The 18272-nt window shown below is 71.3% G+C and carries 17 protein-coding genes; 7 read left to right on the forward strand and 10 right to left on the reverse strand.

Annotated elements, in window-relative coordinates; genetic code table 11:
* Positions 1–2 precede the first annotated feature (2 nt).
* Positions 3–1166 (reverse strand): MFS transporter, encoded by a 1164-nt coding sequence (locus ACEN96_RS01170; RefSeq protein WP_495586228.1) that lies wholly within the window; start codon positions 1164–1166, stop codon positions 3–5.
* Complete coding sequence (locus tag ACEN96_RS01175; protein WP_495586229.1) at positions 1163–1942, reverse strand: DeoR/GlpR family DNA-binding transcription regulator; 780 nt, start codon at positions 1940–1942, stop codon at positions 1163–1165. The genes ACEN96_RS01170 and ACEN96_RS01175 overlap by 4 nt, the downstream gene beginning before the upstream one ends.
* A 265-nt stretch (positions 1943–2207) precedes the next feature.
* Between ACEN96_RS01175 and ACEN96_RS01180 the strand changes: the two genes are divergently transcribed.
* The 3 genes from ACEN96_RS01180 to ACEN96_RS01190 all read left to right on the forward strand — a co-directional run bounded on the left by ACEN96_RS01180 (position 2208) and on the right by ACEN96_RS01190 (position 5618).
* Positions 2208–4610, forward strand: a complete 2403-nt coding sequence (locus ACEN96_RS01180; RefSeq protein ID WP_495586230.1) for a S8 family peptidase — start codon at positions 2208–2210, stop codon at positions 4608–4610.
* Positions 4607–5029, forward strand: a complete 423-nt coding sequence (locus tag ACEN96_RS01185; RefSeq protein WP_495586231.1) for a hypothetical protein — start codon at positions 4607–4609, stop codon at positions 5027–5029. The genes ACEN96_RS01180 and ACEN96_RS01185 overlap by 4 nt, the downstream gene beginning before the upstream one ends.
* Before the next feature lie 79 nt (positions 5030–5108).
* Positions 5109–5618, forward strand: coding sequence for a DinB family protein (locus ACEN96_RS01190; RefSeq protein ID WP_495586232.1), 510 nt, complete (start codon positions 5109–5111; stop codon positions 5616–5618).
* 10 nt (positions 5619–5628) lie between these two features.
* Here the strand turns inward: ACEN96_RS01190 and ACEN96_RS01195 are convergent, their stop codons facing one another.
* Positions 5629–6087 (reverse strand): GNAT family N-acetyltransferase, encoded by a 459-nt coding sequence (locus ACEN96_RS01195; RefSeq protein WP_495588529.1) that lies wholly within the window; start codon positions 6085–6087, stop codon positions 5629–5631.
* Positions 6088–6487: 400 nt separating this feature from the next.
* Between ACEN96_RS01195 and ACEN96_RS01200 the strand changes: the two genes are divergently transcribed.
* Entirely contained in the window at positions 6488–7261 is a 774-nt protein-coding gene (locus ACEN96_RS01200) for a YecA/YgfB family protein (RefSeq protein ID WP_495586233.1), read from the forward strand.
* A 14-nt stretch (positions 7262–7275) separates the two neighbouring features.
* Here ACEN96_RS01200 and ACEN96_RS01205 read toward each other — a convergent pair whose 3' ends face one another.
* The 4 genes from ACEN96_RS01205 to ACEN96_RS01220 form a co-directional block, all read right to left on the reverse strand.
* Entirely contained in the window at positions 7276–9795 is a 2520-nt protein-coding gene (locus ACEN96_RS01205) for an alpha/beta hydrolase family protein (protein ID WP_495586234.1), read from the reverse strand.
* A 102-nt stretch (positions 9796–9897) separates the two neighbouring features.
* Positions 9898–11220 carry an Hsp70 family protein gene (locus ACEN96_RS01210; protein ID WP_495586235.1) on the reverse strand — a complete coding sequence of 441 codons (1323 nt, stop codon included), beginning with the start codon at positions 11218–11220 and terminating at the stop codon, positions 9898–9900.
* A gap of 149 nt (positions 11221–11369) precedes the next feature.
* A complete protein-coding gene (locus ACEN96_RS01215; protein WP_495586236.1) occupies positions 11370–12683 on the reverse strand; it encodes a D-amino acid dehydrogenase in 1314 nt (437 codons plus the stop codon).
* A 53-nt stretch (positions 12684–12736) separates the two neighbouring features.
* Positions 12737–13357, reverse strand: coding sequence for a LysE/ArgO family amino acid transporter (locus ACEN96_RS01220; protein WP_495586237.1), 621 nt, complete (start codon positions 13355–13357; stop codon positions 12737–12739).
* Between the two features lie 140 nt (positions 13358–13497).
* Here ACEN96_RS01220 and ACEN96_RS01225 point away from each other — a divergent pair, with 140 nt between their 5' ends.
* Positions 13498–14439, forward strand: a complete 942-nt coding sequence (locus ACEN96_RS01225) for a LysR family transcriptional regulator ArgP (RefSeq protein WP_495586238.1) — start codon at positions 13498–13500, stop codon at positions 14437–14439.
* 28 nt (positions 14440–14467) lie between these two features.
* Here ACEN96_RS01225 and ACEN96_RS01230 read toward each other — a convergent pair whose 3' ends face one another.
* A complete protein-coding gene (locus tag ACEN96_RS01230; RefSeq protein ID WP_495586239.1) occupies positions 14468–14680 on the reverse strand; it encodes a hypothetical protein in 213 nt (70 codons plus the stop codon).
* Positions 14681–14951: 271 nt separating this feature from the next.
* Between ACEN96_RS01230 and ACEN96_RS01235 the strand changes: the two genes are divergently transcribed.
* A complete protein-coding gene (locus ACEN96_RS01235) occupies positions 14952–15173 on the forward strand; it encodes a hypothetical protein (protein ID WP_495586240.1) in 222 nt (73 codons plus the stop codon).
* A gap of 193 nt (positions 15174–15366) precedes the next feature.
* A complete protein-coding gene (locus ACEN96_RS01240) occupies positions 15367–16209 on the forward strand; it encodes a metallophosphoesterase (protein WP_495586241.1) in 843 nt (280 codons plus the stop codon).
* Between the two features lie 14 nt (positions 16210–16223).
* On the opposite strand, the gene ACEN96_RS01245 is transcribed toward ACEN96_RS01240, so the two are convergent.
* Together ACEN96_RS01245 and ACEN96_RS01250 are read right to left on the reverse strand one after the other, a co-directional pair.
* Positions 16224–17060 (reverse strand): citryl-CoA lyase, encoded by an 837-nt coding sequence (locus tag ACEN96_RS01245; RefSeq protein WP_495586242.1) that lies wholly within the window; start codon positions 17058–17060, stop codon positions 16224–16226.
* Positions 17057–18259, reverse strand: a complete 1203-nt coding sequence (locus ACEN96_RS01250; protein WP_495586243.1) for a CaiB/BaiF CoA transferase family protein — start codon at positions 18257–18259, stop codon at positions 17057–17059. The genes ACEN96_RS01245 and ACEN96_RS01250 overlap by 4 nt, the downstream gene beginning before the upstream one ends.
* Between the last annotated feature and the right edge of the window lie 13 nt (positions 18260–18272).

Below are 18272 nucleotides of genomic sequence, written 5' to 3' on the forward strand. Positions count from 1 at the left end.
GCTCAGCGCGTCACCCTCGCCGCGCTCAAGGGCACCAGCGCGAGCAGCGCGGCCAGCAGCCAGAACGCCGTCGACAGTCCGACGCCCGCCGCGAGAAAGCCGATCAGCGCCGGCCCGAGCAGCACGCCGGCGTAGCCCGCCGTCGTCACCGCCGACACGGCGAACGCGGCCGGCATCACCGCCTGCTGGCCGGCGCGCCGGAACAGCACCGGCACGAGGTTCGACGCGCCCAGGCCGATCAGCACGAAGCCCGCGAAGGCCACCGCGCGCACCGGCGCGAGCAGCAGCGCCGCCACGCCGATCACGGCAACCACGCCGCCAACGACCAGCGTCCGGCGATCACCCAGGCGCGCGACGACCGCGTCGCCGGTGAGCCGGCCCGCCGTCATCGCGATCGAGAACAGCATGAAGCCGATGCCGCCCTGCGCCGGCGCGACCAGCGCCGACTCGGTCAGCAGCAGCGCGCTCCAGTCCAGCACCGCCCCCTCCGCGAGGAAGGTCACCGCGGCGAGCAGCGCCATCAGCCACACCAGGCCGCGCGGCATCACGAACAGCGGACCGCTGGACGAGCGCGCCGTCTCCAGCACGTAGGGCCAGGCGACCACGATCGCCAGCGCCATCAGCGCGGCGCCGAGCAGCGTCGCGTGCAGCGGCTCGAAATCCATCGACAACAGCAGCGTCATGAAGGCCGCGCCGATGAAGCCGCCCACGCTGTAGAGCCCATGGAATCCGGACATCAGCGGCTTGCCCGCCGCGCGCTCGACCTCCAGCGCGTTGATGTTCATCGCGACGTCGAGCGAGCCGAGACACGCGCCGAACGCCGCCAGCGCCAGGCCCAGGCTCCAGGGCGAGTCCGCCACCGCCAGCAGCGGCAGCAGCGCCGCCATGCCGAATCCGCTGCTGACGATCACCGGCCGCGTGCCGAAGCGGGTGCTCAGCATGCCGGCCGCGACCATCGCCACGACCGAGCCCAATCCCAGGCACAGCAGCAGCACGCCCAGCGCGCCCTCGTCGACGCCCAGCCGCTGCCGCGCGAAAGGCACCAGCGGCGCCCAGCACGCGACGCCGAAGCCCGCCACCAGGAAGGCCAGCCGGACGGCGAGGCGGTTCTCGGGTTTCTCGATCACGGACTCGGCGCCCGCCAGGCTCTGCGGCGCGGCGCTCATTGCGCGGTCTCCACGGCGATCACCTCGACGCCCGCCTCGCGCAGGCCGCGCGCCACGCTGGCATCGAGGTCCTGCTCGATCACCGCCGTCTTCAGCATCGCGAAGTCGGCGATGCGGTGCGGCGCCAAGGCCCGCGCCTTGTCGCTGGTCAGCAGCGCCACGACCTCGCGGCTGTTGTGGATCAGCGTGCGCTTGAAAGCGGCCTCGCTGAACTGCGTCGTCATGACGCCGTCCGCCACCGACAGCGAGCAGACGCCGATGAAGCAGCGATCGATGCGCATGCGGGACAGGGCGTCGACCGCGGCCGCGTCGACGCAGCCGCCGAGGTGGCGGTCGACTTCGCCGCCCAGCATCAGCAGCCGCAGGTCCTGCCGGCGCAGCACCGCCGCGGCGACATCGACCGCGTTGGTCGCGATGGTCAGGCCGGCATCCTCCGGCAGGAACTCGACCAGCGCGAGATTGGTGCTGCCGGTATCGATGAACACCAGTTCGCCGGGCCGGACCGTGGCCGCGCCCGCCCGCGCGAGCGCCGACTTGCGCCCTGGCGCCTCGCGCAGCCGCGCCGCCAGCGGACGGTCGCCGTCTTGCACCGGCACCGCGCCGCCATAGACGCGGCGGCACAGGCCATCGGCCGCGAGCGCGCGCAGGTCGCGGCGGATCGCGTCCTCGGACAGCTTGAACTCGGCGGCGAGATCCGCCGCCACGACGGCCTGCCCCGCGGAGAGGCGCTCCGCGATGAGCTGGCGGCGGGCTTGGGGAAGGTCGGGTTGCGTCATGTCGCCCTCGATGGAAGCGACGGAGTATGCATGGTTGATCTCGTTCTTGCACGTTTATGCACGATTCAACAATTGCCCCTCGCACGGATGCCGCGCCCGTTCGAACCCCTTTCTGCCTCCCCCGCAGTGGGGAAACATCCCTTAACCACGGGGCCTCCGCCTCCTTCCCAAGGGGGAAGGCATCCCTAGAGCAGCGGTTTTTCCGAGCGGCTTGGCCGCCGAAAGTGCCCCCCAGGCGGTCGCTGTTGGCCGTCGGGAGACAGGTATGACATCGTTGAAAGTGATGCGCCGCGTGGCCGCCCTGGCGGTTCTGGGCGGCGCGAGCGCCGTGTGGCTGGGCCTGACGCCCGCCGCGGCACAAACCCCGAGCCGGGACCCGGATATGGTGCCCGGCGTGCAGCTGCACACCGGCGAGGCGCTGCGGGTGGGCGGCTACGCGGCGCTGAAGGCCAAGGCGCTGCAGTCGCCGCGCAAGGTGCGCGTGATCGCGCGGCTGTCGGCATTCGCGGCCGGCACCGGACCGGCCGCCGAGCCGCTGCGCGCGCTGGGCGAGACACCGGCCATCCGCGGAGCCCGCGACCAACTGGCGCTGCGGCTGAAGGCGCGCGGCGCCGAGGCCGTCGAGGCGCTGCCCGACACCGCGCTCGTCGTCATGGAAGTGGACGCGGCGCAGCTCGACGCGCTCGTCGCCAACGGCGAGGTGGCCGAGCTCACCGAGGACGTGCCGGTACCGCCGACGCTGGCGGATTCCGGGCCGCTGGTGCATGCGCCGCAGGCCCAGACGCTGGGCGCGCGCGGCGCCGGCACCGCCGTGGCCATCCTCGACACCGGCGTGCAGGGCAACCATCCGTTCCTGAACGGCCGTGTCGTCGAGGAGGCCTGCTTCTCGACCACCTCGGCCTCGAGCAACGCGACCTCGGTCTGCCCGGGCGGCGCCTCGAGCAGCACCGCGGTGGGCTCCGGCGCGGCCTGCGCCATGAGCGGCTGCGACCACGGCACGCACGTGGCCGGCATCGCCGCGGGCCGCGCCTTCGGCGCCGTCACCTTCAACGGCATGGCGCCCGACGCCAACATCATGGCCGTGCAGGTGTTCTCGCGCTTCACCGACACGCCGGGGAACACGCCCTGCGCGAACGTCGGCGCCGCGTCGCCCTGCGCGCTGAGCTTCACCTCGGACCAGATCCGCGGCCTGCAGCGCGTGCTGGACCGGCGCGCCGCGCGCAACGTCGTCGCGGTGAACATGAGCCTGGGTGGCGGCGTCAACGCGGCCGCCTGCGACGGCGATGCCCGCAAGGACGTCATTGACGACCTGCTGGCCGCCCGCGTCGCCACGGTGATCGCCTCGGGCAACAACGGCTCGTCGACCGGCGTCAGCGCGCCGGGCTGCATCTCGACCGCGGTGACCGTCGGCTCCACCACCAAGGCCGATGTCGTCTCGAGCTTCTCCAACAGCGCGGCGCTGGTCGACATCCTCGCCCCCGGCTCCAGCATCAACTCGTCGGTGACGGGCGGCGGCTTCGGCATCAAGAGCGGGACATCGATGGCGACGCCACACGTGACCGGTGCCTTCGCGGCGATCCGCTCCGTCGTGCCCGGCGCCAACGTGGGCGACATCCTGGGCGCGTTGCAATCGACCGGCGTGGCGATCACCGACGCGCGCAACAACCTGACGCGGCGGCGCATCAACATCGAGGCGGCCGTGCGGCAACTGGCGCCGCAGCCCTTCGCGCTGTCCAGCGGCATGCTGTTCCAGCTGCACGGCGACGGCCGCATCTGGGCCCACACCGGCGTGGCCTGCAGCGGCAACGCGTGCCCGGGCTGGGTGATGCTCGACAACAACCCGGCCACCCGGGCGATCGCCGCAGGCGGCAACGCGCTGTACCAGCTGCACGCGGACGGCAAGGTCTGGCGCTACACCGGCATCCGCTGCGGCGCCAACACCTGCCCCGGCTGGCAGATGCTCGACAACAACCCGGCCACCAAGCAGATCGCGGCGGGCGGCACCTCGCTGTACCAGCGCCATGCCGACGGCAAGATCTGGCGTTCGACCGGCGCGGCCTGCTCGGGCAACAGCTGCCCCGGCTGGACGATGCTGGACAACAATCCCGCCACGGTCGACATCGTCGCGGACGGCACGCGGCTCTACCAGCGGCACAGCACCGGCCGCATCTGGCGCTCGACGGGCGTGGCCTGCTCCGGCAACAGCTGCCCGGGCTGGACGATGCTGGACAACAACCCGCACGCCACGGCGTTCGCGGCCGCGGGCGGGCAGCTGTTCCAGCTGCATGACACCGGCGCGATCTGGCGCTCGACGGGCGTGGCCTGCTCGGGCAACAGCTGCCCGGGCTGGACCATGCTCGACAACAACCCGGCTGCCCGCGAGATCGCGGCCAACGTGGGCGGGCTGTTCCAGCGCCATGTGGACGGGAAGATCTGGCGCTTCACCGGTACCGTCTGCACCGGCAACAGCTGCCCCGGCTGGCAGATGCTGGACAACAACGGCGCCACGGTGCAGATCGAGGCCTCGGCCACCGGCCTCTTCCAGCGTCACAACACCGGCCGCATCTGGCGCTCGACGGGCGCGGCCTGCTCGGGCAACAGCTGCCCGGGCTGGGTGATGCTGGACAACAATCCGGCCACCAGCACCATCGTGACGGCCCAGCCATGACGTCCCGGTCACCGCGCCTGTCGCGTCTGCGCATGCCGGCGTGCATCGCCGCCGCCCTGATGGGCACGGCCTGCGCGCTGATGGGCGGCGACGGCGCGGTGGCCGGCTCGCCGGGCGCGCCGCTGTCTTCTTCCACCGTGGAGTGTCCTGCCATGGATGCCATCGACGGCGCCGCGGCGCTGCTTGCGGCGCTGGACCGCAGCCCGGACCGCGCGGCCCGGGTGCTGCTGCGGCTCAAGCCGGGACCGGCCGCGCTGGCCGGCGCGCGGCGCGCGCTCGACGCGGCGAAGGCCACGGGCGAGCCGGTCGGCGGCCGGCCGCTGCTGGTCGCCGAGCTCACGGCCGCGCAATTGCGGACGGTGCTGGCGAGCTGCGAGGTGATCGCCGTCCAGCCGGACGAGCCGGTGCCGCCGGGCTGACCTTCGGCCCGGCTGCGGCGGCGCTGTCATGATGTCGCCCAGCCGAGGCCCAACCCGGGCCCACTGCCAAGGAGCGCCCATGAGCACCGCATCGATGCTGTCGACCCTGTTCCGCTACCAGGCCTGGGCCCATGACGGGTTCCTGCGGGCGATCGAGGACCTCGATGCCGAGCGGTTCGGGGAAGAGCGCCACCTGGCGCTGCGGGTGCTGAACCACGTGTACGTGGTCAACCAGATCTTCACCGGCCACCTGACCGGCCAGCCGCACGGCTACGAGGCCAACAACACCGTCGACACGCCGACGCCGCAGGCGCTGCGCGCGGCGCATGCGGCGTCGGACCGATGGCTGCTGGAGTACGTCGCGTCGATCACGCCCGAGCAACTGGCCGAGCGCGTCGCATTCACCTTCACCGACGGTGACCGTGGCGCGATGACGCGCGAGGAAATGCTGTTCCACGTCGTGACCCACGACGGGTACCACCGCGGCGAGGTGGGACGGATCCTCAAGCAGATCCAGTCACCGCTGCCGTGGGACACCTTCGCGGTGTTCCTGCATCAGGATCAGCCGGAGCGGCGCGGTCAGGGTTGAGGGGCCGGCGTCAGTCCGCGGGCCTCACGTAGTAGAGATCGAATTCGCCCTCTTCCACCAACTCGAAGCCATGCCGCTGGTAGAAGCGGTTGGAGTCGCTCTGCTTCAGCGCGCCGACACGCACCGGCAGGCCGAGTGCTCGCGCTTCGCCGAAGACCTCGGCGAGAACGCCTGCGCCGATGCCACGCCCCTGCCAGGCCGGATCGATGTAGAGGTGATCGAGCGCCAGCCAGCCGACCTGCGGCGTCGTGACGACGAAGCCGACGCGCTGCCCGCCGACGGCGATGTGCCGTGTGCGCGCGGGATCGAAGCTGGAGAGGAAGCGCTCGCGCGCCCGCTGGGGGTCGAAGCGGCCGATGCGTTCGAGGCTCTCGCGCATCGCGGCGATGCGTAGCGCGACGAGAGCTTCGGCGTCCTCCACGTTGACGGCATCGAATCGGAGATCGGCGGAGCTTGGCGACGTCGGCATGGCGCGCATCGTAAGAGCACCGTCAACCGATTCCCGACCCACAAAAAAGGACGCCCGACCAGCGAGCTGACCGGGCGTTGCAAGTCCTAGAAAGGACGTCGTTGGGATCGGTGCCTGCCGTCGGGGCCTGCGGCCTCGCCGTCGGAAGGCGTGAGATGGACTCTAGGGCGAACCCTGACCGGCAGGCATCCCCTCTAGGTGGGATACGCCGTGAAAATGGTCAGCAGGTGTAAACGCCACTCCGCAATACGGAAAACTTCGCGCGATCGCCGATTTTCTCCATGACTTTCGTACGATGGATCACACAAGGCACCCCGCCTCGCATGCCCAGGCACGCGTTCCGTCGCCCATTGAATGGACATCACGGCTCTCGATGGGCCCGCCGGGATAATCGCGCCCCATGACCGCGTCCAAGCCTCCCCAGAAGTCCGCGCCTCGCGCGCCCGCCGCCAAGACCGGCGCCCCCGCGCGCGGTCCGCGCCCTCAGCATGGCCGCGCGCCGACGGCCGCGATGGCCGCCCCGAGCGCCCCGCCCGAGGCCTGGAGCGACGACGACCTCGATGAGCTGCAGTCGCTGCTGGACGAAGTCCCCGCGCCGCTGGAACCGCTGGACGCCTCGATGCTCGACGGCTTCCTCGCCGCGCTGATCCTGCAGCCCAAGCCGGTGCCGCTGTCCGACTGGTGGCGCTGGGTGCTCGACGCCGAGCAGGGCCGCCCCGCTCCCCCGAGCTACGACCCGCAGCCGCTGCTGCAGCTCGTGCAGCGCCGCGAGCGCGAGCTCAAGCAGGCGATCGCCGATCGCCAGTGGTTCGATCCCTGGGTCTTCGAGCTCGACGAGGACGCCTCCCCGTCCGAGACCGTGCTGCCGTGGGTGGCCGGCTTCGCGCTCGCCGCGGACCTGTTCCCGGCACTGATGAACCTCGACGCGTCGCAGCTCACCGAGCCGCTCGCGCAGCTCTACATGCACCTGGATCCCGAGGACCTCGAGGACGCCGACGCGCTGCTCGAGGAGATCGAGAGCCTGGAGCCGCCCGAGGAACTGGACGAGGCCGTCGAGTGCCTGGTGCGCGCGACGCTGCTGCTGGCCGACGTCTCACGGCCCCGTCCCGTGGCGAAGCCGGGCGGCCCCGGCGGTCCGCGCCGCGGCGGTCCGCCGCCCCGCCATCAGCGCTGAGGTCAGCGCTGAGGTCAGCGCTGAGGAATCGCGGCGCCAAGTCCGACCTGGCGCTTCATCCACTCGCTCATTTCCCACAGCGTGTGGCCGATGGACTCGCGCGCCGTGTAGCCGTGCGACTCGAACGGCAGCGTGACGTAGCGCACCGTGCCGCCCGTGCCCGCCAGCGCCTGGTACAGCCGCGCGCTCTGGATCGGGAAAGTGCCGGAGTTGTTGTCCGCCTCCCCATGGATCAGCAGCAGCGGCTCCTTCAGGCGGTCCGCGTAGTTGAACGGCGAGAGCTTCTGGTACACGTCCTGCGCCTCCCAGTAGGTGCGGCGCTCGCTCTGGAAGCCGAACGGCGTCAGGCTGCGGTTGTAGGCGCCGCTGCGCGCGATGCCGGCCTTGAACAGGTGGGTGTGGGCCAGCAGGTTGGCCGTCATGAACGCGCCGTAGCTGTGGCCGCCCACCACCATGTGATCGCGGTCGCTGACGCCCAGTTCCACCGCCTTGTCGATGATCGCCTGCGCGTTGGCCGTGATCTGCGCGATGAAGCTGTCGTTCACCGTCTTGGGATCGCCGACCACCGGCATCGTCGCGTCCATCAGCACCACGTAGCCATCAAGCAGCAGCATCTGCGGGCTGGTGGCCGGGAAGCTCGCGAAGCGGTTGCTGGAGCCGCTCACCTGGCTCGCCGTCGACGCGTCGGTGTACTCCAGCGGATAAGCCCAGACGAAGGTCGGGCGGCGCTCGCCGTCCTTGTAGCCCGGCGGCTTGTACAGCCAGAACGACAGCTCCACGCCGTCCGCGCGCTTGAAGCGCACGAACTCGCGCTGGATCTCGCGCAGCTGCGGCGTCGGGTCCTTGGCGTCGGTCAACGGCTTCATGTCGGCCAGCGAGGCGCCGCCGCGCAGCATCACGTTGCCGGGCTCGGTGACGCTCTCGCGCACCGTCAGCACCCGCGCGCCGGCCGCGTCGAGCACCGCCAGCGGACGCTCGAAGTGCGCCGCGTCGCCGCCCTGGCTGGCGACGCCGGACTGGAAGACGCGCGTCTTCCTGTTGTCCGCCAGCATGAGCCGGTCGATGAAGGGCTTGTCGCCTTCGGGGCTCGCGCCCAGGCCGAAGCTCCAGATCGCGCCGTCGTCCACGCGGACCACCGAGCGCCCCGTGACCTGCATGCGGCCGATCGGCGTGCCCGGGTCGCGATAACGGTCGCGCATCGAGCGCTCGATCAGGCGCTGCGCGGGCGCGGTGCCGGCCATCGTCACCAGCTCGGTGGCGGTGCGCATCGTCGCCCGGTCGAAGTCGATCACCAGCGCCTGCTCGCCGCCCTCGAGGAAATCGAGCTTGGCCAGCCGCTGCGCGACACGATGCACTTCGCGCGCCTCGCCGGTGTACGGCGCGTCCAGGCGCATCAAGCGGTCGCGATGCCCGGCCGGCGCGCGCGTGTCGCCGCCGTCCAGCGCCTCGACCCAGTAGACCGCGCCCTCCGCGCCCGGCGACGCGAAGAACTGGCGCGGTCCGGTGATGACTCCCTCGACCGGCACGCCTTCCTTGAGCTTCGTGCGTCCGACCGGCACGACCTTGCCGTCGACGCCGCGCACCTCGGCCTGCGTCGCGAAATCGTCCCAGCCGACCTGGTAGCTGAACGGCTCGAGCAGGCGCGCCGTCAAGACCTGGCCCGAGGTGCCGAGCGCCTCGAGGTGGCTGAACATCGCCGGCTCGCCCACCGGCTTGACCGCGCCGGAGTTCAGGTCCACGCGCGCCAGCTGCGAGGTCGCGTGATGCGCGAAGACGGCCGCGTCCTGCGCGTTGGTCAGCAGGTCCTGCTGCGTGCGCTCCGGCGAGTTGCGGCCGATGGATTCCTGGATCGACGGGCCCGACGGCGCCGCGAAGACCGGCGCCGGGCCACGCCCCGCGGGCACCGTCAGCGTCAGCAGTTCATGGTCGTTGAGCCACACGACCTCGTTCTCGAGCATCGTGTGCAGCCGCAGCTTGGGCACCGGCTTGAGCTTGCCGCTCGCGACGTCGCCGACCCACAGCTCGACCGCGGTGGCGGTGCGGCGGTTCAGCAGGAAGCGCTTGCCGTCCGGCGAGAAGCGCAGCAGATGGAAGGCGCCGCCGGCCGGCAGCGCGACCTGGCGTTCGGCGGCGTTGTCCGCGCCGGCACCCGCGCCGGGCAGCGCGCGCAGCGTCAGCGATTCGATCTCCGACATCAGCTGCGGGCTGTCGGTGGCCGGGTCGTAGCGCAGGCCGGCCTGGCGCAGCACCGGGCGCGCGAGCTCGGCGATGGTGCGGAAGCGGCGATGTCCGACGATCGCCAGCGTGCGCTGGTCCGGCGACACCTGGTAGACCGGCAGGCCCTGGGTGTCGAGCACCGCGCGGATCGCCGCCGACGGCTGCTGGTAGACCTGCGCGAGCGAGGCGGCGGCGCTCAAGGGCGTCGTGGCGGCCGCCTCATCGGCCGCTGGCGCGGCCATCGCGGCGGAGACGGACAGAGCCAGCGGCAGGAGCGAGAGCAGCGGGCGCGGCGACGGAGCGCGGGACATGGACATGTGTCGGCCTGGAAACATGGGGAAGGCGGCAATCTATCAGCGCCCTCCTCCCGGGTCCGGCCTCGGACCTCGGGGTGAACCCGAGGTTGCCGCCCGCTCGGATCACGCCGCGAACAGACGCGCGGCGTGCAGCCCGAGACCGGTCGCCACCGACGCGAAGCGGTCGCCGCGAACGCCGCGCGCATCGGGGTAGTCCGACGCGATGCGGTCCGCCAGCACGCGCAGTCCCGTCGAGCCGCCGGTGAAGTACAGCGCGTCGATGTCCGACGGCTTCAGCCCCGCGCGCTCGACCGTCTCGCGGCCCGCCTGCGCGATGCGCTCGATGTCGCCGCGCAGCGCGTCCATCGCCGCCGTCTCGGACAGCTCGACCGACAGGCCGGACTCGATCAGCCCGAGGTCGATCGTGCAGCCGCCACCGCCGGCGACCTCGATCTTGGCGTCCTCGGCGCGGTTCGCGAGCTCATGGCCGAGCCGCTCCTCCAGCACCGTCATCAGGCGCTGATGGTGGCGCGGGTCGCCGTAGAAGCCCTTCATGTTGCGCAGCTCCATGACGCGCTGCGGGCTGTAGCAGGTGTTGATCAGGTGCCAGGTGGCGAGGTCGAAGTAGACGCCGCTGGGCACCTCGCGCGGCGTCTGGCCCGGCTTGGCCGGGCCGAGGGCGCGGTAGCCGAATTCGCGCAGGATGCCGGTCAGCTCGACGTGGCGGTCGAAGTCGGTGCCCGCGATGTGCACGCCGTGGCTGGCGAGGATGTCCTCGCGCCGGTCCAGGCGCTGGAGCCGGTCCGGGCCCACCCGCACCACCGAGAAGTCGGACGTGCCGCCGCCGATGTCGGCCACCAGCACGAGCTGCTCGCGCTCGGCCTGCTGCTCGAAGTCGAAGGCCGCGGCGATCGGCTCGAACTGGAAATGGACGTCCTCGAAACCCACGGCTCTCGCGGCGGCGGCCAGCGAGGCCTGCGCGGCGGCGTCGCGTTCGGGCTCGCCGTCGACGAAGTAGACCGGCCGGCCCAGCACGACGCGGCGCGGCTCGTGGCCGTCGGCCGAGGCCGCCTGCCGGCGCAGCCGCTTCAGGTAGCCGGCCAGCATGTCGGCGTACTTCACGCCCTTGCCGCCGCCGACATCGGTGACCTGGTCGATCAGGCTGGAGCCGAGGATGCTCTTCATCGAGCGCATCAGCCGCCCGTCGGTGCCTTCGACATAGGCCGCCAGCGCCGCGCGGCCGAACGCGCGCGGCGGGCCGTCGGCGTCGTGGCGGCCCTCGGCGAAGTAGAAGACGGCCGTCGGCATCGTCACGTGGCCGCCTTCGAGCGGGACCAGGCGCATGGCGCCGGGACGCTCGGCGTCGGGCACGGCGACCGCCGAGTTGGAGGTGCCGAAGTCGATGGCGCAGAAGTCGCGCGGCAGGCCGGAGGACGAGGAAGACATGGCGCGGCGTGAATGCGAAAAGGGCGCGGATTCTAGCCGCGCCCTTCGAAGGGATCCCGCCGTGCCGATGACGCCGTCAGGGACTCCGTGGATTCAGTCCGCGGATCTCCCGCAGAACTCCCGCAGAACTCCCGCAGAACTCCCGCGGATCACGCCGCCTGCAGCCGGCGCGCCGGCGTGGCCGGCAACGCGTCGCCGTAGAAGGCGAAGTCCAGGTCGGGACGCTTGCCGCTCATCAGCTCGGCCAGCGCGCGGCCGGAGCCCGCGCCATGCGTCCAGCCCAGCGTGCCGTGCCCGGCGTTGATCCACAGGTTGGCCGCCTTCTGGCTGCGTCCGATGTAGGGCACGTTGGTCGGCGTGCTGGGGCGCAGGCCGGTCCAGTAGTTCGGCTCGCTCAGGTCGGCGACGCCGGGGAACAGCTCCTCGTAGCGGCGGATCAGCGACTCGCAGCGGACCTTGGAGGTCGGGGTGTCCAGGCTGGTGTCCAGGCCCACCAGCTCGGCCGTGCCGGCGATTCGGACGAAGTCGCCCAGGCGCGAGATCGCGATCTTGCGCGCGTCGTCCAGCAGGCTGACGGTGCTGGCCTGCTCCGGCTTCTTCAGGCGCAGCGTCGCCGAGTAGCCCTTGGCCGGATAGATGTTGAGGTGCTCGCCCAGCGGCTTGGTCAGGCCCGGCGCGTAGGACGCCAGCGCCACGACGTAGGCGTCGCCCTTGAGCCATTGCGTCTGGCCGGTCTCGCGCGAGCGGATCTGCACGCCCGCCACCTCGTGGCCCTGCGGCTGCAGCGTCACGATGTCGTGGTTCCACAGGAACTGCGCGCCGCGCTTCTCGGCCAGCTTCGCCAGCGCCTGCGTGAAGACGCGGGCATCGCCGGACTCGTCGCTGGGCGTGTAGGTGCCGCCGAAGACCGCCTGCTGCGCCGAACGCAGCGCCGGCTCGATCGCGAACACCTCGTCGCGGCTCAGCACGCGGCGGTCGACGCCGTGGCGGCGCATGATCTCGGCGCCCTGCGCGCCGGCCTCGAAGTCGGCCTCGCTGCCGAAGAAATGCAGGATGCCCTTCTGCAGGCGGTTGTAGTCGATGCCGGTTTCCGCGACGAGCGCCTGCAGCGACTCGTGGCTGTAGCGGCCCAGGCGCACCAGCTGCTCGACGTTGCGCTCGAAGGCGGCCGTCGTGCACTGGCCCAGGAAGGACAGGCCCCAGCGCCACTGCGCCGGATCCAGGCGCGGGCGGAACAGCAGCGGCGCGTCGTCCTTCAGCAGCCACTTCGCGACCTTGAACGGCGCGCCGGCGTTGGCCCAGGGCTCGCAGAAGCAGACCGAGATCTGTGCGCCGTTGGCGAAGCTGGTTTCCAGCGCCGCGTCGGGCTGGCGGTCGACGACGACGACATCGTGACCCTGGTCCAGCAGGTACCAGGCGGTATGGATGCCGATGATGCCGGCGCCGAGGACGATGACCTTCATGGGAGAGCTCCAGGTGAACTTGTGGTTCCGCGTCGGATGCCGCGTGGGGGGCGTCAGGCCAGCGGGCGCAGGATCAGCTGCAGTCCCAGGATGGCCATCACGAGGGCGATCAAGGCATCGATGCTGCGCCAGACCGCCGGACGGCGCAACGGCGCCGCCACCGCCGCCGCGCCGAAGCCGAGCAGCGAGAACCACATCCAGGACGCCACCGAGGCGCCCGCCGCGAACGGCAGTTGCAGGCCCGCGGGCTGCTGGGCGCCGACGGTGCCGAGCAGCACCACCGTGTCCAGGTAGACATGCGGATTCAGATAGGTCATGGCCAGCGTGCTGCCGAGCACCGCCGTCAGCGACGCGCTGCCCGCCTGCGCCTGCAGGCCGGCCTTGGGAGCGATCGCGCGCAGCGCCGCCTTGGCGCCGTAGGCCAGCAGGAAAGCGGCGCCGCCCCAGCGGAAGACTTCCATCAGCAGCGGGCTGGCGGCGATCAGCCGGCCCAGTCCGAACACGCCCAGCCAGATCAGCAGCATGTCCGACAGCGCGCACACGGCCACCACCGGCGCCACGTGCTGGCGCATCAGGCCCTGGCGCAGCACCAGCGCGTTCTGCGCGCCGATGGCCACGATCAGGCCGGCTCCGGTGAGCCAGCCTTGCAACAGGGCCGCGCTGGGGGACGACATGGGTGGGATGGGACCGGGGAACGGGGTTTTTGGGGCGAGTGTTTCCGCCCGCTCCGGAGAGCGGCTGGGGCGGATTGTGGTGAGGCCGCGTCGATCCATGAAGCGGGATTAATATCTCAGCGACTCCATTAGGAATGCTAATGAAAGACCTGGATGCCGCCGGACTGGATTGCCTGGCCGCGCTGGCGGACGAACGCAGCTTCGAACGCGCGGCCGAGACGCTGGCCATCACGCAGAGCGCCGTCTCGCAGCGCCTGCGCAACCTGGAGGCGCAGGTCGGCCAGCTGTTGGTCGTGCGCTCCCGGCCGCTCAGGCTGACCGAACCCGGCAAGCGCCTGCTGCGCTACGCCCGCCAGTTGGCGGCGTTGCGCTCGGACGTGGTCCGGGAGCTCGGCGTGCAGTCGGCCCAGGCCGAGCGGTTGCCCATCGCGGTGAATGCGGACAGCCTCGCCACCTGGGTGCTGCCGGCGCTCGATCCGCTGGTACAGCGCGGATTGCGCGAGGGATTCGGACTGGAACTGGTGGTCGACGACCAGGACTTCACCCACGACTGGCTGCGTCAGGGGGAGGTCCTGGGTTGCGTCACGACGGTGCCGCAGGCCTTGCGGGGGTGCATCGCCCAGCCCTTGGGGGTGATGCGCTACATCGCGGTCGCCAGCCCGTCCTTCGCCGCGCGGGCCTTGCCGCACGGTCTGGGCGCCGCCAATTTCGCGCAGGTGCCCTTCCTGGTGTTCAACCGCAAGGACGACGCCCAGCAGCAATGGGTCCGGCAGGCGATGGGGCTGCGCTCGGCGCGGCTGAACGCGCGCTACGTCCCCTCGAGCGAGGGCTACGTCAACGCGGTGCGGATGGGATGGGGCGTGGGCGTGGCGCCGGAGCTGCAGGTGCGGCCGCTGCTGGCGAGCGGCGAGCTGGTGGCGCTGCGGCCGGAGGTGCAGGTCGAGGTCGCCCTGTACTGGCACCAATGGAAACTGGGCGGAGAAACGTCCGCCATGCCGGACGGCGGGGCGCCGCCGGCGCTCCTGGATCAGATCGGGGAAGCGCTGGCGCGCGGTGCCCGGGAGGCCCTGATCGCGCGCTGAGCCCTGGCGCCTTGACGCCGGGAGCCGGTCAGCGTTTCAGCGAGGCGACCTGGACACGGGCCTGCGGCAGATGGGCCGGCGCGGCGGACGAGGGTACCGACGAGGCGCCTTGTTGCGCCAGCGGGAGGCGGAAGCCGCCGCGTTCGTGCTTGTCCTGCACGGAGTTCGCCAGCCAGCCCGAGGTCAGCACCACGGCGCTGACGATGGCCCAGGTCATCGACTTGTGGATCAGTGGGGACATGAGGAAGGCAATGGCCCAGGGAAACTACGGAAGGGTCGAAGCATAGTCACCCCTGTTTAAGGGGGGCATCACACCTAAGTGGGGAGCGTGGTTATTTCACATCTCCTGTGGCGGGTTAACCCCAAGGTGTGTGTATTTGTGAACGCGACTCCGGCGCACCCGCGATTTGGGGATTTGTCCGAAGGTAAAGACGCGCAAACTGTGGTTGACATCGCGGCGCGGCATCGGCGCCGCGGGTTCCGAGTCCCCGTGCTTTTCGACGAGGTCCATCATGCGAATCACGTCCGCCCTGCGCCTTTTCCGCCGCAACACGCCTGGCGTCCACGAACCGGAGCCGGCCGACATGGGCACCGCTTTCGGCATGGAGGCGAGCTTCGGGGACGACAGCGAGTACGAGGACTTCCGCCGCAGCGACTACGGGCTGGAGTCGGAGGCCTCACCTCCCGCGGCGGTGTCGTCGCCACTCTCCTGGATGGCCAGCCGCCGCGGCTGAACGATCAAGGCGCCCTTCCGGGCGCCTTTCGCTTTCCGGGGCGCCCTGTCGCGTGACCGGTCCGCGGATCGGCGCCTCTGCCCGGCATTGGACAATGCGCACTGGCGCGGCGCTCCATGGCGCGCTGCCATGGCCCGGTCATCCCGCCCGCCCCGCCCGTCCCGCCGTTTCCGGCCCTTCCCCGTCATCCGCCGTGCGCCTGCAACTCATCTCCGACCTCCACCTCGAGCGCCAGACCGATTTCCAGACCATCGCCGCGCCCGGTGTCGATCTGCTGGTGCTGGCGGGCGACGTGGGCTCGTACCAGGCCGGCTCGAGGCTCGTGACCGACGACTTCGGCCTGGGCCGCTTTTCGCCGAAGCGCGCGGACGCGGCATGGCCGCGCGTGCTGTACGTCCCCGGCAACCATGAATACGACAGCCTGGACTTCACCACCGCCCAGGCGCGGCTGCGGCAGACCTGTGCCGAGCTGGGCATCGACTGGCTGGACCGCGAGACGCTGGTCATCGACGGCGTGCGCTTCATCGGCACGACGCTGTGGGCCGACTTCGACGCGCTGGCCGCGCGTGAGCCGACGCCCACCAAGCAGCTCGCCGCGCGCGAGAAGGCCTTCCGCGCCGCGAATCACTATCTGCGCAAGTACTCGACACTGATCGACGGCCGGCACATGCTCGCCGAGGGCATGCGCGATCTCTCGCTCGACTGCCAGGCCTGGCTGCGCGAGGCGCTCGCGCTGCCCTTCGACGGCCCGACGGTCGCGGTCACCCATTTCGCGCCGAGCCTGCGCAGCGCCGATCCGCGCTACGGCCTGACGCCGGGGACGGCGGGCTTCTGCAACTCGCTCGACGAATTGCTGCCCTTCGCCGATCTCTGGCTGCACGGGCACCTGCACTGCGCGCATGACTACGTCGTCGAGTCGCCGAGCGGCCCGCGCGGCGACGTGCCGCATCGCTGCCGCGTGGTCGCCAATCCGCTGGGCTACGCCAACAAGGGCGAGCAGGAAGACTACCGGCCGGAGCTGGTCATCGAGGTCTGAGCCCTGACCGGGCCTCAGCGCTTCGCCGCCGGACCGTCATAGGTCCACAGGTACTCGCGCGGCATGGGCCCCTTGTTCCGCCCGCCCTGCTGCGTCTGCTCCCAGGCGTGCGCCAGGATGCCCACCGATCTGGAAATGCAGAACAGCCCGCGTGCCAGCGGCGCCGGAAATCCCAACTCGGCATAGATGACCGCCGTCGCGCCATCGATGTTCATCGGAATGCGGCGGCCGTTCTTGCGGCGCTGCAACTCGGCCTCGACCGCGCGCCCGATCGCCGCGAAGCGCCCGGAGACCACGCCCAGCCCCGCCGCCTCGTCGACGAGGTCGAGCAGCCGCGGCGCGCGCGGATCCACCGGATGGAAGCGATGCCCGAAGCCCGAGACGAACTTGCCGCGCAGCTCGATGGCCTCGTCCAGGCCCGCGGCGGACGCCTCCTCGAGCGAGGCGCCCGTGTCCATGCGGGCCGCGATCGACTGCAGCATCTCGACGCACTGCTCGCCAGCGCCGCCGTGCACGTCGCCCAGCACGTTGACCGCCGACGCCATCGCGTTGTTCAGGCCCACGCCACAGGTCGCCGCCATGCGCGCGATCGCGATGCTCGGCGCCTGCGGCCCGTGATCGACGGCCGCCATCAGCGCGACGTCCAGCAGCTTGGCCTGCTCCGCGCCGGGCAGCTCGCCGCGCGTCATCAGCCAGATCATCTGGGCGAAGCTGACCTGCCCGATCAGGTCCTGGATCGCATGGCCCCGGTACCGGATCACCCCGGGCGACATCTCGATGATCGAGGTGCGCCACCAGTCCGGCACGCGCTGATCGTGGACCGGCTCGTCGATGTGATCGTGACCGCTCATACCGCCTGCTCCTGTTTCAATGCGGCGCGCTCGCCGGCGCCATAACCGAGCTCTTCCAGGATCTCATCGGTGTGCTGGCCGAGCCGCGGCGGCGGCGCCGCCACCGAGGGCGCCTGGCCGTCCAGCTTGAAGCCGGTGCGCACCACCCGGATCGGCCGGCCGACGCCGGGGACCTCCTCGAAGCCGCCCACCATGCCGCGCCCGGCGATCTGCGGATGCGCCAGCGCCTCCTTCACCGACAGCACCGGCCCCGCCGGCACACCGGCCGCGTTGAAGCGCTGCCACCAGTCGGTGGCCGAGCCCTCGCTCATCGCCGCTTCGAGGAGATGCTTCAGTTCGGCCCGATGCTTCAGCCGCGCGTGGCGATCGGCGAAGCGCGGATCGGCCCGCCACTCCGGATGGCCGACGACCTCGCACAGCGCCTCGAACTGCTCCTGCTTGTTCGCGGCGATGTTGAGCAACCCCTGCCCGGTGCGGAAGGTGCCCGACGGACTCGCCGTGACGTTGTCGTTGCCCATCGGCTGCGGCTCGCATCCAGCCACCAGCAGGTTGGACACCGCCCAGCCCATCGTCGCCATCGCGGCCTCGAGCATCGAGACATCGATGAAGGTCGCCTCGGTGCGCTGGCGGTCCGCGAGCGCCGCCGAGATCGCCATCGCCGCCGTGAGCCCGCCGATCGTGTCCGCCACCGGATAGCCGACGCGGCAGGGCGCGCTTTGCGCGTCCCCGGTGATGCTCATCATCCCCGACATGCCCTGGATGATCTGGTCGTAGGCCGGCAGGTCGCGCAAGGGCCCGTCCTGGCCGAAGCCCGAGATCGCGCAATACACCAGCCGCGGGTTGTCCTCGCGCAGCGCGTCGAAGCCGACACCCAGCCGCTGCATCACGCCGGGCCGGAAGTTCTCGACGACCACATCGGCCGTGGCGACCAGCCGGCGGAACACCGCCTTGCCCGATGGCTGCTTGAGGTCGATGGTGATCGAACGCTTGCCCGGGTTCTGCGCGAGGAAGGACACGCCCATGTGGGCCTGGTTCAGCGCGGTGTCGGCGCCGAGCTGGCGCGCCAGGTCGCCGCCCGCGCGCGCCTCGACCTTGATGACGTCGGCGCCCAGGTGCGCCAGCTGGTGGCAGGCGAACGGGCCGGCGAGGACATTGGTCAGGTCCAGGACGCGCACGCCGTGCAGGGGGGATGGGCTCATGGCGGACTCCGGC

This window comes from Roseateles sp. Mitsp63 (assembly GCF_059491535.1).

Bases quoted from the DNA above. Each gene is read 5' to 3' on its own strand.
- ACEN96_RS01180 (WP_495586230.1), top strand. From the start codon at position 2,208: ATGACATCGTTGAAAGTGATGCGCCGCGTGGCCGCCCTGGCGGTTCTG.
- ACEN96_RS01250 (WP_495586243.1), bottom strand. From the start codon at position 18,259: ATGAGCCCATCCCCCCTGCACGGCGTGCGCGTCCTGGACCTGACCAAT.
- ACEN96_RS01210 (WP_495586235.1), bottom strand. From the start codon at position 11,220: ATGTCTTCCTCGTCCTCCGGCCTGCCGCGCGACTTCTGCGCCATCGAC.
- ACEN96_RS01170 (WP_495586228.1), bottom strand. From the start codon at position 1,166: ATGAGCGCCGCGCCGCAGAGCCTGGCGGGCGCCGAGTCCGTGATCGAG.
- ACEN96_RS01235 (WP_495586240.1), top strand. From the start codon at position 14,952: ATGCGAATCACGTCCGCCCTGCGCCTTTTCCGCCGCAACACGCCTGGC.
- ACEN96_RS01230 (WP_495586239.1), bottom strand. From the start codon at position 14,680: ATGTCCCCACTGATCCACAAGTCGATGACCTGGGCCATCGTCAGCGCC.
- ACEN96_RS01205 (WP_495586234.1), bottom strand. From the start codon at position 9,795: ATGTCCATGTCCCGCGCTCCGTCGCCGCGCCCGCTGCTCTCGCTCCTG.
- ACEN96_RS01200 (WP_495586233.1), top strand. From the start codon at position 6,488: ATGACCGCGTCCAAGCCTCCCCAGAAGTCCGCGCCTCGCGCGCCCGCC.
- ACEN96_RS01215 (WP_495586236.1), bottom strand. From the start codon at position 12,683: ATGAAGGTCATCGTCCTCGGCGCCGGCATCATCGGCATCCATACCGCC.
- ACEN96_RS01225 (WP_495586238.1), top strand. From the start codon at position 13,498: ATGAAAGACCTGGATGCCGCCGGACTGGATTGCCTGGCCGCGCTGGCG.
- ACEN96_RS01195 (WP_495588529.1), bottom strand. From the start codon at position 6,087: ATGCCGACGTCGCCAAGCTCCGCCGATCTCCGATTCGATGCCGTCAAC.
- ACEN96_RS01185 (WP_495586231.1), top strand. From the start codon at position 4,607: ATGACGTCCCGGTCACCGCGCCTGTCGCGTCTGCGCATGCCGGCGTGC.
- ACEN96_RS01175 (WP_495586229.1), bottom strand. From the start codon at position 1,942: ATGACGCAACCCGACCTTCCCCAAGCCCGCCGCCAGCTCATCGCGGAG.
- ACEN96_RS01190 (WP_495586232.1), top strand. From the start codon at position 5,109: ATGAGCACCGCATCGATGCTGTCGACCCTGTTCCGCTACCAGGCCTGG.
- ACEN96_RS01220 (WP_495586237.1), bottom strand. From the start codon at position 13,357: ATGTCGTCCCCCAGCGCGGCCCTGTTGCAAGGCTGGCTCACCGGAGCC.
- ACEN96_RS01245 (WP_495586242.1), bottom strand. From the start codon at position 17,060: ATGAGCGGTCACGATCACATCGACGAGCCGGTCCACGATCAGCGCGTG.